This is a genomic window from Olivibacter jilunii, assembly GCF_900607235.1.
GTDB lineage: Bacteria > Bacteroidota > Bacteroidia > Sphingobacteriales > Sphingobacteriaceae > Olivibacter > Olivibacter oleidegradans.
On record NZ_LR027849.1, the window covers coordinates 177,153 to 193,582 of the forward strand.

Sequence of the window (16,430 nt, forward strand, 5' to 3'; positions counted from 1 at the left end):
TAATTTGTAAACCTTAATTTCAAAAGAAATGGAAAAGATTTCTAAGGGCTTCTTATTGCTCTGTTTTTCCTTATGGTATCTTCCCGGTTTCGCACAGTTGACCGTAAAGGGGACGGTTAAAGAACAAGGGACTGAGCGTGCGCTGGTAAAGGCCAGCATTACGGCCGTTGGTAGCGGAAAAACGGCCTTAACGGATGAAAAAGGTCGTTTTGAGTTATCGGTAGCCAATTTACAGGATACGCTTCGAATCACGTATTTGGGCTATACTGATCGCTTGATACCTCTGCAGGGAAGGGCTTCTGTGATTGTGCAGCTCGTGCCCGACGCCTCAAAACTGGACGAGGTGGTGGTAGTAGGATATGGATCGATGAAGAAAGGCGAAGTGACCAGCGCTATTGCCAATGTAAAATCGGACGAATTTGTACAGGGTATGGTGCGGAGTCCTACGCAGCTCCTGCAAGGTAAAGTGGCGGGCCTGCAAATGTCCAATCCATCGGGCGACCCGACCGCCGGTGTTCAAATTAACATCCGAGGCGTTTCCACAATATCGGCTTCATCGGACCCTTTAGTGGTTATTGATGGAATCCCCGGCGGGAGTCTGAACGCCATTGCACCTGAAGACGTGGAGTCTATTGATGTGTTAAAAGACGGATCGGCTGCAGCCATTTATGGTACGCGTGGTACAAACGGGGTGATCCTTGTAACAACTAAAAAGGCAAAGGCCGGTGCAGCTTCTTTGGATTACCATACATATTACAGTTATGAGCAGTTGCAGAAAAAGCCGGAACTGTTGAATGCGACGGACTATCGGAGCCTATTACAGGATCCGCAGTTTGCGGACAAGGTAAGCGATGAGGGCACTTCTACGGATTGGGTGGAGGAGGTAACACGGACGCCGATCAATTTTGTGCATAATCTTTCGCTAAGAGGCGGGACGGCAAGTACAAACTACATGCTTTCGGGAACCTATCGTTCACAGGAGGGAGTTTTACTGCGCACTTATAAGAAGCCGATTATTTTGAAAGCCAATATCAACCACAATATGTGGGACGATAAATTGAAATTCCAGTTTAATATCAGCAATTCGATGGTTACGCAGCAGGTTACTTGGTATGATGCTTTTCTGCAAGCGATGTTGTCAAATCCAACGCGACCGGTTTATGCAGCGGACGGAACTTACAACGAATACGGGGTTTCTTACAAACCTTATAATCCGGTTGCTTTACTGAATGAGGAAACGGATAAGCAGCGGGCGAATACCTTATTAACCAGTGGACGAATAACGTATTCACCCATCAGTAATTTAAATGTAAGTGTTATGGGCGGATTTCAACGCTATGACGATACACGTGATAAATGGAATACTTTCCGCTATTTTACGACAACGATCGAAAACAAGAACGGTGAAGTTACGAAGTGGAATAACTTGCATATGGATCGGACACTGGAACTGACGGCTGATTACGTGAAAGACATCGGATTGCATAGTATAACGGGCATGATCGGTTACAATTATCAGGATTTTAACCGGCAGGGAAGCTCCATGTATGCCTTTGATTTTCCGACCGACTATTTTGAGGCTTGGAACATTCAATCGTCAAATGCCATCTTAGATGGGAGGGCACAGCTGTCGAGCTATCGTAATAATAGTAAGCTCATTTCTTTCTTCGGACGGCTTACTTACAATTATGCGGATAAATATATGGTGATGACCAGTCTTCGGCGGGAAGGATCTACCAAATTCGGAAAGGATAACAAATGGGGTTTCTTTCCTGCGGTTTCAGCGGGCTGGCGAATCTCGAAGGAGCGCTTTATGGAAAACGCAAAGGCTATTGACGACCTGAAGTTACGCGTTGGATATGGCATCACGGGTACGGAGATCGGAAGTGCCTATCAATCCCTTGTACTTTTAAATTATACCTCACCTAGTTTTCTTAATGGCGAATGGATACGTGGGGTGGTCCCGGCATCTAACCCTAATCCAAATCTGAAGTGGGAGCGGAAAGCTGAATGGAACGTTGGTTTGGATGTAAGCTTACTGAAAAGCCGAATAAGCGCTACGTTGGATCTGTATGATCGTACGACCAGCGATCTACTGGCCGAATACCAGGTGCCAGTGCCTCCTAATTATACCAGTTCGATGTGGGCAAATGTGGGTAAAATAAATAACCGCGGAGTGGAAATCTCATTAACAGGAAAAGCTGTGCAACGTGAACAGTTTGATTTGAGTTTGACGGGCAACTTCTCCTATAATAAGAACAAGGTGGTATCCTTATCGAACGAAAGCTATCAGCGGGATTACTGGTATACGGGTTGGACCTCATCGGGTATACAACAATACACCCATATTGTTAAACAGGGCGAACCTTTGGGTAATTTTTACGGATTGAAAGCAGTAGGTCTATCTGAGGAAGGTAGGTGGCTGGTTGAGGCATTGGACGGCGGACAAAAACTGCAGAGTGAGGCAGGACAGGAAGATAAGCAAGTGCTTGGAAACGGCCTGCCAAAGATGTATGCTTCTTTGAATGTATATATGCGCTATAGGAAGTTTGATCTAGGGATGATGGTGAGGGGTGCATTTGATTACCAGGTGTTTAATGAATACCGTGCGCATTGGGAAACGATGGGTAGGATAAGTGAGGGAAACCTCCCTAAATCAGCCCTAAATAAACCCTTTGGCAGTAATTCCTATGTATGGGAACCGCAGGTTTATAATAGCTATTTTATCGAGGATGGAGATTTTGTAAAGATTGACAACATAACTTTTGGCTACAACCTGAACCTGAACAATAAGTATTTTAAAAGGTTACGGGTCTATCTCTCGGGCCTTAACCTATATACCTTTACCGGCTACAAAGGCATGGATCCGGAGGTAAGTATAAAAGGCTTAGCGCCGGGAGTTGAAAGTAAATCGCTTTATCCTACGGTGCGATCCTATACATTGGGCTGTATGATTAACCTATAAATCGTGTATTATGAAAATGTATCTATTTCGAATAACATTTGTGTTATTAAATATATTGAGCTTTAGTGCTTGTACCAATCTGGATGAGGAGGTGTATGATCAAATGACGGAAGAGCATTTCTATCGGGACGAGCGGGATCTGCTGGCAGCAGTGGCGCCAGTATATGGAGGATATAGGGGCTTGTTGGAATGGCGTAAATGGTGGGATTTTGAGGAGACCACAGATATTGTGGTGACGCCGAGGGCTGCGTGGTTTGACGGTGGAATTTACATCCGTTTGAATAATCACACGTGGCGAAGTGAGGATCCGCATTTTTCCGATCTTTGGGGCCAAGCTTATGGCGGTATCAGTGATTGCAATCGCGTGATTTATCAGATCAATAAGGCCGAGTTCCCTATTCAGAACAAGGACAGATTTATTGCCGAATTAGAGCTGGCGAGAGCCTACTGGTATTATATTCTCTGCGAAGCTTTTGGAAATGTGCCGCTGATCGATCGTTTTGATGTGGAACCGGGATATTTACCGGCGACTAATACAAGGCAGGAAGTGTTCGATTTTATTGAAGCGAGTATCAAAAAAAATGTAGATTTATTGAGTGAGGATACTCGACTTTCTTACGGAAGGTTTAATAAATTCAATGCGAAAATGCTATTGGCGCGCTTGTATTTAAATGCGGAAGCTTGGATTGGGAAACCCATGTATGATGCCTGTAAGCTTTTGTGCGATGAAATTATCGCTTCCGGGAAGTATAGCCTGGAACCGGATTATAGTGCTCCTTTTGCGGTGCGTAACGAAAACTCACCGGAGATCATATTCGCTTATCCTAACGATGAGGTAAAAACAGGTAGTACGATTTATATGGCCTTGCAGAAAACACTGCATCCTTCTAACGTAAAGACCTTTAACTTGCAGACCTGGCTGGATAATGGGGTTTGTGCGGTCCCTTCGTTTGTTGAGCATTATGCAGCGGATGATCATCGTCTGGAGAAGACTTGGCGTATGGGCCAGCAGTATGGTAGTGACGGATCGATGCTTTATTGTACAGGAATTGTACCAGGATGGGCCGGAAAACCATTGAATTATACTAAAGAGGTATCCAGTTTGGAGAATGGCGGCGAGGCCGAAGGCTATCGTTGCGGAAAATATGAAATCGAAATGGGAACAAGCCGAGCGATGAACAATGACTGGGTGGCTATGCGTTACGCTGAGGTTTATTATATGAAAGCAGAGTGCATTTTACGATTGGGAGAAGATGCAAATGAAGCGGCAATCTTGGTGAATGCGGTACGCAAGCGAAGCGTGGAGTCGGCATTGAGCGCTTCAGACTTAACGGAAACCGTTCAGGTGAACGGTACAGCTGTTAGATGGGGAAATATGCTGCTCGAGTGGGGGCGTGAGTTTGCACTGGAAGGTTTGAGACGATCGCAGTTAATCCGTTTTGATAATAATTATACCCGCGGTGAATGGCGCTTTCACTCGGCCTCACAAAGTGAACATCTGAATCTTTTTCCGATTCCGTTTACGGAGATGCAGGCGAACCCGAACTTAAAACAGAACCCCGGATACAATTAAATTTTTTAAACCTTTAATATGATGAATACTTTATTTAAAGTGGCCGTTTTTTTACTCGCCACTTCTTCGGAACTGATAGCAAAAGTCATGGATCATCCCGGCAGGGAAGAAGTGACTATCGATAGGGCCAAATTATTGGATAAGATTAAAGGTGGTTGGGCCGGACAGACGATCGGTGTTTCTTTTGGAAGTTATACCGAATTCCGGCATAACGGTACTTTTATCCAGGATTATCAACCGATTCCCTGGAGCGACGGCCAAATTAAGAAGCTGATGCTGGAATGGCCCGATCTCTACGATGATATATATATGGACTTGACTTTTGTGGATGTAATCGAACGCTACGGGATTGAGGCGCCGGTGGATTCTTTTGCGCATGCTTTTGCTAATGCCGGCTATAATCTATGGCACGCCAATCAAGCCGCGAGATATAATATATTGAACGGGCTGAAGGCGCCCGAATCGGGACATTGGCTGAATAACCCGCACGCGGATGATATCGACTTTCAAATAGAAGCGGATTTTGCAGGCTTAATGAGTCCCGGTATGCCGAATGCTGCCTCGGCGCTCAGTGATAAGGTAGGACATATCATGAATTACGGTGATGGTTGGTATGGTGGGGTATATATGGGAGCCATGTACGCCTTGGCTTTTTTGCATGATGATGTCGGTTTTATAGTGAAGGAAGCTTTGAAGACGATTCCGGTAGAAAGCAGTTTCTATCAATGCCTCGCGGATGTGATTCGCTGGCACGACCAATATCCCGACGATTGGAAGAAAACCTGGTTTGAAATTCAACGTAAGTGGACGGAGGAGGTAGGTTGCCCGGAAGGTATTTTTGCTCCGCTTGATATTGACGCCAAGGTGAACGCTGCCTACGTGGTATTGGGCCTGCTTTATGGCAAAGGTGATTTTACCAAAACCTTGGAAATTTCAACGCGTGCCGGCCAGGACTCGGATTGTAACCCTTCTTCTGCAGCAGGTGTACTGGGTACTATTTATGGCTATAATAAAATTCCGGACTTCTGGAAAAAGGGCTTAAGGGATGTGGAGGATATGGATTTCAAATACACGCGCATGTCGCTCAACAAAGTATACGATATTAGTTATAAGCACGCTTTGGAAATGCTACGTAAAAATGGAGGGGTAGTGACACCGACACAAGTAAGGATTCCGGTGGAGCCGATCAAAACCGTAAAATTGGAACAAAGCTTTGAGGGCGTGTATCCAATTGCAAAGCAAAGCATCAACCAGAGCATTTCCGATGAGTTTTCGTTCGAAGTGGAAGGTACCGGTTTTGTACTGCGGGGTGCCGCTAATCGGAACGTTGGGGTAGCAGCGGACTATGTTTTTGACGCGGAGTGTTACATTGACGGAAAGTTAATGGAACGAGCAAAGCTGCCGACTGCTTATCGCACGCGAAGGTATGAGCTTTTCTGGAAATATCAGCTGCCAACGGGAAAACATCAGGTACGTGTACGGATAAAAAACCCAAGTGATAAACATCATGTGCAGGCCTGGGATTACATTGTGTACAACGAGCGAGACTAAGTTTTTTAACTACAAAATAGATCGATTCGGCTACATCCATTTTTATGCAAATAGGGACTTTTGTACAAATAAAATGCATAAAAAATGAAGATTATAGTAACAGGTTCTTTAGGACATATCGGTAGTCCGCTAACGGAACAATTAGTAAAGAGAGGACATGCGGTAACACTTATTAGTAGCAATCCCGATAGGCAAAGGGATATTGAAACACTGGGTGCAAAAGCTGCGATCGGATCTTTGCTTGACAGTGAGTTTCTTGAACAAGTATTTCTTGGTGCGGATGCAGCCTTTTGTATGATACCGCCCGACTTTACGCAGCCCGATCAAATCGTTTATTACGAATCTACCGGAAAAATATATGATCATGCTATACGGAAATCCGGTGTGAAAAGAATTGTTCATTTGAGCAGTTATGGAGCACATTTGCCATCGGCGACCGGCATCATTACGGGTTCTTATCGTGTGGAGCAGATGTTGAATAAAATCCCGGCTATTAATTTAACGCATGTTCGTCCAGGTTTTTTTTATTATAATTTGGAGTCTTTTATCGGAATGATTAAGACAGCAGGATTCATAGGCGCTGTTTATGGCGGTAACGATCGATTACCGATGGTTTCGCCACTGGATATTGCAGATGCCGTAGCGGAAGAGCTAACGCTTGTAGGGGAAACAAGGCCGATCCGGTATGTGGTCAGCGATGATCGTACGTGCAATGAGGTTGCCACGATTTTGGGTAAGGCAATTGGTATGCCTGATCTGAAATGGTTAACTTTACCGGAAGATGAGGTGATGAAAAACTTGCGGGATAGAGGAATGCGTCAGGAGACAGCGGAAAAGCTGATCGAATTGGGAATGGCCATTCATAACGGAAAATTGCGAGCGGATTTTGACGAGCATCCACCAGCATTTGGGAGGGTATCGCTTGAAAGTTATGCAGAAGAGTTTGCGCATGTTTTTCATCGTAACTAATTAAAAATTTATGTCTGTACCAAGGCGTATTAAATCCATTAGTGAATTTCATAAGCTGCGCAATTTGCCTGAGCCCGAACATCCATTGGTCAGCGTGGTGGATTATCGGCTCATTCAGCATGATTCTTCTTATGATTGGGACAGCTTGATATTGGACTTTTATTCCATTTCTTTAAAGCGAATGAGCAATGCGAAGATACGCTATGGTCAACAGGTGTATGATTTTGATGAGGGGGTGCTATTTTTTATGGCACCCAATCAGGTGTTTAGTATTACGAAAAGTAGCGATGCTGCTATGCAACATGCCGGCTGGCTACTGCTATTTCATCCGGATTTCCTTTGGAATACATCTTTGGCCAAGGCGATTAAAAAATATGATTTTTTTGATTATGCAGTGAATGAGGCTCTATTCCTCTCAGCAAAGGAGGAATCGACCTTAAATGGCATTATTCAAAACATTGAACAGGAATATCAAACGAATATCGACAAATTCAGTCAACCTATTATTATTTCTCAAATAGAGACCTTACTTAATTACGCTGATCGCTTCTACCAAAGGCAATTTATCACCCGACAGGTAAGTAACCACCAAATACTCGATCGGTTGGAACGGCTGCTTGCCGACTATTTCGACGATGGGGATTTAATGCATAAAGGCTTGCCGACTGTAAAATATATATCCGATAGTTTGCACGTATCGCCTACCTACCTCCGCAACTTGCTCCAGCTATTAACCGGGCAAAGCACGCAATGGCATATACACCATAAAGTCATTGAAATAGCGAAAGAACAATTGTCAACAACTGATCGGTCGGTGAGCGAAATAGCCTACAACCTGGGCTTTGAGCATCCGCAAAGCTTCAGTAAGCTCTTCAAAAGTAAAACAAACTTGACACCCCTAGCTTTTCGGGCTTCATTTAACGGATGGAGTTGATAACATAATACGTTAAACTATCTTAATTGTTAATGTATTGTTAATCCGGTGGGGGACCCGCATGACACTGAATCGGCATTTTTATATTTGTTGGTATGATGTTTAAAATGAACCCTATTAAAATCAAAAAAGCCTTATCAATAGCCTTATTATTGTTTAGTGCATCCGCAAGTGCACAAACCGTCGGTGTTAAAGATGTACATGATATTGTGCAAAAATTGACAGATCAGTTGGTGGAGGTATATCCGTTTCCCGAAATATCTGCCAAATATCAGCAAGCCATATTAAGAAATGAAAAGGCTGGTCGTTACGTAGGGTTATCTGAAGATTCGCTGGCTAAGAAGTTAACGGAGGACTTACGTACTGTGCATAAAGATGTGCATCTGCGGGTCATGAAAAATGAGGAAACCTATAAGCGTTTATCGGCACCTTCAGGCCGTCGATCGGACGACAGCACAGAACTAAAGCGTATGAAAACTCAAAATTACGGCTTTAAAAGTGTACAGATCGATGGTGCTAAATCTACCGCTTATATTGATATCCCCGGTCCGTTTTGGGGAACACAAGAATCCTTTGAAATGGCATCTGCAGCTATGAATATGGCAGCTCACAGTAAATATGTGATCCTTGATATCCGCCATAATCCAGGTGGTACCGGTCATATGGGACGTTTTATCGCTTCTTATTTCTATTCGCCCGGAAATGAAAAATTTTATCTGAACGGGTTTTACAAAAATCGTAAAATGGACGAGCAGGAGTGGACCTATTCGTATGTGCCCGGTAGGAGAAACCCGGATGCTAAAGTATACATTTTGGTGGGGCCTGGAACGGCTTCCGCATCGGAAGGCTTAGCTTATGCCATGCAAAAGCTTGGTAGAGCAACCATTGTGGGCGATACCACGGCAGGTGCCGGTATTGCGGGGTCTTTTGTTCCGCTCAAGCGAAATCTGATCGCTTTTGTTCCGGTAAAGATGGTGGTCGCTCCACATTCCGATGAAGGATGGGAGGGTACCGGTGTCATTCCTGATGTGTTTTCAGGTGATGAGGACGCATTGGAAATAGCTCGTAAATTGATTGAAAAGGATCGAAAAGATCAATAGGATTGAGTAGATCGCCGCGATGGCGATTGCGACCATCATTTTTCTTAACGGCAAACAATATGCATTTGGGTCGACGTGAAAATATCAACACTTCTTTGGTTTCGGTCTCAGCTTCGCGTAATAGTAGCTTAATTCGCTAATTAAATCAGCGATTTTTTTTTGCTTGCTCAAGCTTATTAATTTTTTATATATTCGAATATATTTAAGTGATCCTTAAATAGAAGCTGATATAAACCTAATCTTCATGAGCGGAAAAAGAGATCGTGCCTTGTTGCAGCGCTTTATTGCAGGCGATGATTCGGCTTTTGCTGAATTGTACGATGCCTATTGGGAGCGACTTTTTCTGTGCGCCGTCCGCATTCTGGATAACGAGGATGACGCAGAGGATGCCGTTCAGGATACGTTCGTTTCATGCTGGAAGTATCGGAAATCAATAGAGCATGTTGAAAATATACAAAGCTATCTATTGGCAATTGTCCGTAACAATGCGGTCAAGATTATTAGGCGCAATATCGAAACTCGTCATTATCTAAGCTCAATTAAGTCTTTTTTTGATGAGTTGGCAGGTGCATCGGACGAAGCTTTCATGGCAAAAGGCCTGGAGCAATTCTTTGAGTCTGAAATTGAAAAGTTGCCAACTAAAATGCGGGAGATTTTCCTGTTAAGCCGTAAAGAGGAGCTCAGTCATAAACAAATTGCCGAACGACTGGGCATATCAAATGAAACGGTAAAAAAGCAGATATACAATTCACTTAAAACGCTACGCGAAAAATTGAATAAAGACCAGTACAGCGCCTTAATACTGCTGGTGATGATCAAATTCTATTGCTTATAAACCAAATCTTCATTTTTTTTCAAATTAATCTACCACCATTTCCATTTTTGCTACTCTTATAGGAAAGACCTTTATAAATCATAAATACCGATGACCGAAGAGGAAATCAAAATCTTGCTGGAACGTTATGCCAAGGATCGATGTACGCCTGATGAAAAAAAATGGGTGGAAGCTTGGTTGCGCCATGTTGAAGAGCAATCGGATTGGTCTTGGAGTAATCGGGAACACTTGGCCGAGGTGAAGCAGCGTATTGCCGGTAAAATCGAGCAAAGCGTGTCGCTTCGGTTGCGGCGACGCGTACCCGCCTATTACCGTTTCGCTGCCATTGCGGCCTGCTTTTTAGCGGTAGTGACGGGAATTGTTTTTTGGCAGAAAGCGGAACAGCCGCAATTACAGGCGGACCATATAATCGCTTTACCGGAGCAGGTTGATGGTGCGCGGCTCACTATGTCTGATGGAACCGAAATTGACCTTGGAAGTTTAAAGGGGGGAGGCGTAAGCCAAACTGAAGCTGGTATCATAAAAAAGGGAATGGACAATAGCATCAGTTACGCATATCGGTCAGAGACAGAAGATAGGGCTTCGGAAGAGAAATGGAATACCTTACGAATTCCTCCGGGAGCCAGCTATCACTTGCTTTTACCCGATGGTAGTAAAGTCTGGCTGAATGCCTGCTCTGAACTTTCTTTTCCTTCCGCCTTCGGGAGGGCAAGTCGAAAGGTAATATTGAGAGGAGAAGCGTATTTCGAGGTGAAGCAACAAGCACAGCAACCTTTTTTTGTGGAGGCGAATGGGACTATGATAGCGGTAATGGGCACTGCATTCAATGTGTCCGCTTATCCGGACGAGAAGGAAGTGCTGACAACGTTAACCGATGGCGCCGTTGCCGTGTCCTTAGCTAAACAGAGAGTGGTATTAGAACCGGGCGAGCAGGCAAGAGCAGATCGTGGCGGAAGTCATTTAAGCAAGTCAAAGATAGATCCCGAAATTTTTGTGGCATGGAAGAATGATTATTTCGTGTTTGATGACCTTGATATTAAGTCTATTATGTATCAGATTGCACGTTGGTACAACACAGAAGTGGTGTTTCAGGGGACTATTCCGACAAAAAAGTTTGGAGGTACTTTCTCACGTACGAAACCTATCGAGGAATTGTTAAGCCACCTGGAGCGATTGGGAGGCTTAAGGTTTAAGCTAGAGAATGGTTCTTATTTTAAAAAAGGAAGGAGGATTGTTGTTATGCCTTGATATTTATTTACAAAGGGAGTTACAAAAATACCGGAAATGTTCACGGCACTTCCGGTACATGCTAGGTAACCAATTTTTGTATACTACAATTATTAATTAAAACCTATACAAATGTACAAAAAATATACTACCAAAAAAGGTGGTAAGGGATACCCTTGCCTATTAAAACCTATACTGGTTATGAAATATGCTGTTTTCCTGACAATGGTGTTTTACTTCCATCTGGAGGCTGCCGTACGTGCACAAAATGCGACACTTTCAGTAGAGAACCTGTCCTTGAAAAGTGTTTTCAGAATATTAAAGAAGCAAACGGGATACGATTTTTTGTATGCCACCGACGACCTTTCAGATGTGGCACCGGTGACTGTTCATCTACACAATCGGCCTCTGTCTGAAATATTGGACCGTTGTTTGGAAGGGCAGCCACTGATTTACAAAATCGACAAATCTACGGTATTGCTGGAACGGAAGAAAGCCGTAGTATCACATCCGGTAATACAACAGGAAGTGTCTGTTAAAGGAAAGGTGACGGACAAAGACGGTGCGCCAATGCCTGGTGCATCAATCTACCGGAAAGACCGCCAAAACAGTGGTACAAAAACGAATATGGACGGCGAATTCTCTTTGCAGGTGTCAAGAGATGCGGTCTTGGTAGTCAGTTCGATCGGTTTTGTTAAAAAGGAGATCGACATAAGCACGATAGATATACGACAACAGCTTGTAATTCAATTGGAACGTGAAGAGGCTTTACTCGACGAAGTAGTGGTTGTTGGTTATGGGACCGTTGCCAAAAAGGATTTGACAGGAGCCGTTTCGAGCGTGCAGGGCGACCTGATTACCGCCCGTAAAACGACGCAGATATCACAGGCTTTGCAGGGAGCGGTTCCGGGTTTGATGGTGACTCGTAATAACAACGCACCCGGCTCGTCGGCCACTATACGGGTACGGGGTATCACAACCATCACCGATGGAGGGCTAAACCCGCTTTATATTCTTGATGGGGTGCCCATTGACGATATCAACAGCGTAAACCCGAACGATATTGAAAATATTTCCGTATTGAAAGACGCAGCCTCAGCTTCTATATATGGCTCGCGCGCGGCCTCAGGGGTGATTCTTATTACTACCAAGAGGGCAAAGGAAGGGCAGATAGGCTTGGATTATTCGGTCGAATATGGCTGGGAAAAAGCTACCCAATACCCTGAATACGTTGATGCAGTTCGTTATATGCAGCTGACCAATGAGCTACGTTGGAATGATAACGGTAACAGTGAGAATCAATACCCGATCTATACGCAACAGTTGGTGGAAAATTATCTGCAATTGAATGGCGAGAACCCGGACGCTTATCCCATTACTGATTGGCGTGGACTCATGTTGCGCGACTTTGCACCAAGACAGAGTCACGTACTGGGTATCTATGGAGCTAATAAATTTATAAAAACCCGCGCGTCTATCGTGTATGATAAAAACGAAGCTTTTTATGACGAAAGAAGTTATGATCGGATCACAACCAGAATCAATAACGACTTTACCATCGGAAAGTATTTAAAGGCGAGCGCCGACCTTAGTTATCGGCGAACCATTACCAAAAATGCGGTTTTTGATGCACGATCGCTGAACGAGGATGGCCGGGCCACTACGCCGATGTATAAAATGGGTATTATGCCACCTATTTATGCGGCTCTATGGTCAGATGGACGAATCGGGGCGGGTAAAGATGGTGCTAATATCTACGCATTGATGAAAGAGGGGGGCTTTGAGCACTACTGGTACAATCAAGTGGGTGGAAAAATAAGCTTGGATTTTACACCTCTGGATGGCTTGAAATTATCGGGCGTTTTCTCTCCCTTTCTAAATTTTGATAAGGCCAAGGTATTTAACCGAAAGGTACCTTATACTACTTTTAGCGACCCGGAAACGATTGCCGGTTATATTGAACAGGCCACGGAGACGAAGTTGCAGGAGGAACGCAACGACAGTCACCGCTATACCGTACAATTCCTGGCGAATTACACCAAGCAGCTGGGTGATCACCATATTAATGCGTTAGCGGGCTATGAGTACTTTTATGCGTTTAATGAGGATCTGGGTGCTTCACGTGGTCAATATTTACTGACGAACTATCCCTATCTCGATATCGGTCCGTTGGACTATCGCAATAACAGTGGCAATGCTTATGAAAATGCCTATCGGTCGTGGTTTGGCCGGATAATGTATAACTATCAGGATAAGTATCTTCTTCAGGCTAACATTCGCTATGATGGCTCATCACGTTTCGCTCCCGCCCATCGCTGGGGCTCCTTTCCTTCGGTTTCGGCAGGCTGGGTGCTGTCTAACGAAGACTTCTTAAAGGATCAATGGAAACCGCTGTCGTTTTTAAAACTACGAGCGTCTTACGGTACGCTAGGTAATGAACGTATTGGCAACTATCCTTACCAGGCTTTGTTGTCATTTGAGAATAAATCCCTCTTTTATCAGGGAAACACCATCATCGCCGGACAGTCGGCTGCGCAATGGCAGTATGTGATCCGTGATATTTCTTGGGAGACTACCTCTTCGTTCGATATCGGACTGGATGTGAACTTTTTTGATAACCGGTTGAGTTTTGTAGGCGACTATTACAAAAAGACAACCAAGGATATGTTGTTAAAATTGGAAATTCCGGATTATGTGGGCTTCGATAATCCGGATCAGAATACAGGAAAAATGTATACAAAGGGCTGGGAAGCGCAGATTGGTTGGAACGACCGTGCCGGTGATTTCCGTTACGGTGCCTCCTTCAATATATCCGATTTCATCTCCCGTATGGGCGACTTAGGAGGAACGGAGTTTATCGGCGATCAGATAAAAATCGAAGGGAGTGAGTTTAATGAATGGTATGGCTATCTGTCGGATGGTCTGTATCAAACACAAGCGGAAGTGGATAATTCGGCCAAACTAAACGCCAATGTCCGTCCGGGGGACGTCCGTTACAAGGATATCAGTGGGCCTGACGGTGTTCCCGATGGCAAGATATCGCAGGAATACGACCGAGTTTTGCTGGGCGGTTCCTTGCCGCGCTACATATTCGGTGGTAACTTCAACGTAGGCTATAAAAGTTGGGATTTATCTTTCGTTATCCAAGGTGTCGGAAAACAGAACAGCCGACTGCATCAGGACATCGTGCAGCCGCTCCGCGAAAACTATGGTAATTTTCCGGCCATCTTGGACGGAAATACATGGAGCTATTACCAAAGTGATGAACAAAACTTACAAGCTAAATATCCCCGCTATTCGAATACTTCTGCCGGAAATAATTATGCGATGTCTGATTATTGGCTCATCAATGGGGGCTATCTCCGCTTGAAGAATGTGACCATAGGTTATGCCTTTCCACAGAGATGGATGGATAAAGTACATCTGAAAGGATTGCGGATATATGGAACCGTGAACGATGTTTTCGCCATTCATAATTTTCCCAAAGGCTGGGATCCGGAAATGAATACGCTCGGTTATCCCATCACCAGAACTTTTTTAATCGGTGCTTCCGTAAAATTTTAACGAAATGGATATGAACTTTTCAGTAAAAACATACATCTATGCAGCGTTTACACTGCTTTTGGCCTCCTGCGGTAAATTGGATCTGAATCCGCTATCACAAGGATCGAGCGAAACTTGGAACTCTACACCGGAAGAGATTGAGATGTCTCTGAACGGTTTGTATAAAGCTGATTTTTGGATGATGGATCAGGATGAGTGGACCGACGACTGGATTTATCGGGATGGGTTAACACCAATTACAAACGCAACGCTTGATGGGCGAACACAGTTTGTGAGCGACTGGTGGAAAAATACGTATAAGTGTATTGCAAGGGCCAATAACATTGTGGCCAGTGTAGACAGGGCGGCAAATCTGCTGTCGCAGGAACAGCGCGATCGTTATGTTGCTGAAGCGCGTTTTGTGCGCGCTTCCCAGTATGCGCGGCTTCTAACGCATTATCGTAATATCATCTATACGGAAACGATGATGGACATTGACGAAGCTATGGTCGCTGAACAAGCCGACCCTACCATGGTGCTTCAAAAGATCTATGAAGATTACGATTTCGCAGCGGATAAGCTAAAGATTAGTTACGGTGCCTCAGAACCCAAACGGGCGACTGCCGGAGCGGCGTTGGCGCTGAAAGCGCGTATTGCTTTGTATATGGGCGATTGGGAAACGGCAAAAAATGCTGCAAAGGCCTGTATGGATCTAGATGTGTATCGCCTGCACGCGGATTTTTCGGAGTTATTCCTCTCCAAAACGAAGAACTCGATTGAAACGGTTTTTGGATTTCCGCGTTCGATTGTCCTTAATGTTACCAAAGGAGATTGCCAGAACTATGTGCCCCGTAATGCCGGCGGATGGGGAGCGAAAGCGCCTTCATGGGATCTTTTCTGTGCTTTTCTGTGCACAGATGGCTTGCCGATAGACGAATCGCCCTTGTTTGATCCACGAATGCCTTTCCGAAATCGTGACCCCCGTTGTGCTAAAACCATTGTCGAGTTTCAGACACCACATCTAGGTTATATCTATCAGCCACATCCCGATACACTGACGGTCTTAAACGTGACTAATGGCACAAGGGTTGAGAATAGGGATACCCGTTCGGTTGCGCAATACGCTTCTTTTAACGGGCTGCTTTGGAAAAAGGGCATCGATGAGGATTGGTTGAAAAATTCATGGCAGGTGGAACCCGATCAGATTATCATCCGCTATGCGGATGTACTCCTTATGTATGCGGAGGCTAAGATTGAATTGGGCGAATTGGATGATTCCGTAACGGAAGCGATTAATCTGGTACGGGCCAGAGGCTATGGCGTTGACCTCGGCGATACACAAACCTACCCGGCTGTGCAATTGAGTACGCAAGACCAAATGCGCCGGATTGTGCGGACGGAACGCCGGATGGAATTTGCGCTCGAAGGTATTCGGTACATGGATATCATTCGTTGGCAGTTGGCAGAAAAGGTGCTGAACAGAATAAACTATGGCATGCTCGATGTCGATGATTTGCGGGCGAAAGTGATAAACACAGGTTTATGGTTTTTTCCGCAGGTACCGTTGATTGATGAAGATGGTACGGCCGATTTTTCGGCTATGTATAGCGCGGGACAGATTAAACAGATCGCTGTACGGAAGTTTGACGCAACGCGGCAATATATTTGGCCTATACCTACCAATGAGGTGCTAACCAGCGGTTTAAAACAGAACCCTAACTATTAATTCAATA

10 protein-coding genes are annotated in these 16,430 nt (G+C 44.6%); all 10 read left to right on the plus strand.

Annotated features, from left to right (window positions below):
• The first annotated feature begins 28 nt into the window (after positions 1-28).
• The 10 genes from E0E36_RS06825 (at position 29) to E0E36_RS06870 (ending at position 16,423) form a co-directional block, all read left to right on the plus strand.
• Positions 29-2,965: a SusC/RagA family TonB-linked outer membrane protein gene (locus E0E36_RS06825; RefSeq protein WP_130855306.1), complete on the plus strand. Its 2,937-nt coding sequence runs from the start codon at positions 29-31 to the stop codon at positions 2,963-2,965.
• A gap of 10 nt (positions 2,966-2,975) precedes the next feature.
• Positions 2,976-4,538, plus strand: coding sequence for a RagB/SusD family nutrient uptake outer membrane protein (locus E0E36_RS06830; RefSeq protein ID WP_130855307.1), 1,563 nt, complete (start codon positions 2,976-2,978; stop codon positions 4,536-4,538).
• 18 nt (positions 4,539-4,556) lie between these two features.
• The gene (locus E0E36_RS06835) at positions 4,557-6,089 is read left to right on the plus strand and encodes an ADP-ribosylglycohydrolase family protein (RefSeq protein ID WP_130855308.1); all 1,533 of its coding nucleotides are present in this window, start codon (positions 4,557-4,559) and stop codon (positions 6,087-6,089) included.
• Between the two features lie 84 nt (positions 6,090-6,173).
• Positions 6,174-7,058, plus strand: coding sequence for an NmrA family NAD(P)-binding protein (locus E0E36_RS06840; protein WP_130855309.1), 885 nt, complete (start codon positions 6,174-6,176; stop codon positions 7,056-7,058).
• Between the two features lie 10 nt (positions 7,059-7,068).
• Positions 7,069-7,992, plus strand: coding sequence for a helix-turn-helix domain-containing protein (locus tag E0E36_RS06845; RefSeq protein WP_130855310.1), 924 nt, complete (start codon positions 7,069-7,071; stop codon positions 7,990-7,992).
• A 107-nt stretch (positions 7,993-8,099) separates the two neighbouring features.
• Positions 8,100-9,092, plus strand: a complete 993-nt coding sequence (locus E0E36_RS06850; RefSeq protein WP_130855311.1) for a S41 family peptidase — start codon at positions 8,100-8,102, stop codon at positions 9,090-9,092.
• 244 nt (positions 9,093-9,336) lie between these two features.
• Positions 9,337-9,927, plus strand: a complete 591-nt coding sequence (locus tag E0E36_RS06855) for an RNA polymerase sigma factor (RefSeq protein ID WP_130855312.1) — start codon at positions 9,337-9,339, stop codon at positions 9,925-9,927.
• A gap of 90 nt (positions 9,928-10,017) precedes the next feature.
• Positions 10,018-11,175 carry a FecR family protein gene (locus tag E0E36_RS06860; protein ID WP_130855313.1) on the plus strand — a complete coding sequence of 386 codons (1,158 nt, stop codon included), beginning with the start codon at positions 10,018-10,020 and terminating at the stop codon, positions 11,173-11,175.
• A gap of 111 nt (positions 11,176-11,286) precedes the next feature.
• The gene (locus E0E36_RS06865; protein ID WP_130855314.1) at positions 11,287-14,718 is read left to right on the plus strand and encodes a TonB-dependent receptor; all 3,432 of its coding nucleotides are present in this window, start codon (positions 11,287-11,289) and stop codon (positions 14,716-14,718) included.
• Positions 14,719-14,728: 10 nt separating this feature from the next.
• Positions 14,729-16,423 (plus strand): RagB/SusD family nutrient uptake outer membrane protein, encoded by a 1,695-nt coding sequence (locus E0E36_RS06870; RefSeq protein ID WP_242627150.1) that lies wholly within the window; start codon positions 14,729-14,731, stop codon positions 16,421-16,423.
• The last annotated feature ends 7 nt before the right edge of the window (positions 16,424-16,430 follow it).

Coding starts and splice junctions, on each gene's coding strand:
- E0E36_RS06850 (WP_130855311.1), top strand. CDS start 8,100: ATGAACCCTATTAAAATCAAAAAAGCCTTATCAATAGCCTTATTATTG.
- E0E36_RS06855 (WP_130855312.1), top strand. CDS start 9,337: ATGAGCGGAAAAAGAGATCGTGCCTTGTTGCAGCGCTTTATTGCAGGC.
- E0E36_RS06835 (WP_130855308.1), top strand. CDS start 4,557: ATGATGAATACTTTATTTAAAGTGGCCGTTTTTTTACTCGCCACTTCT.
- E0E36_RS06840 (WP_130855309.1), top strand. CDS start 6,174: ATGAAGATTATAGTAACAGGTTCTTTAGGACATATCGGTAGTCCGCTA.
- E0E36_RS06860 (WP_130855313.1), top strand. CDS start 10,018: ATGACCGAAGAGGAAATCAAAATCTTGCTGGAACGTTATGCCAAGGAT.
- E0E36_RS06845 (WP_130855310.1), top strand. CDS start 7,069: ATGTCTGTACCAAGGCGTATTAAATCCATTAGTGAATTTCATAAGCTG.
- E0E36_RS06870 (WP_242627150.1), top strand. CDS start 14,729: ATGAACTTTTCAGTAAAAACATACATCTATGCAGCGTTTACACTGCTT.
- E0E36_RS06825 (WP_130855306.1), top strand. CDS start 29: ATGGAAAAGATTTCTAAGGGCTTCTTATTGCTCTGTTTTTCCTTATGG.
- E0E36_RS06830 (WP_130855307.1), top strand. CDS start 2,976: ATGAAAATGTATCTATTTCGAATAACATTTGTGTTATTAAATATATTG.
- E0E36_RS06865 (WP_130855314.1), top strand. CDS start 11,287: ATGTACAAAAAATATACTACCAAAAAAGGTGGTAAGGGATACCCTTGC.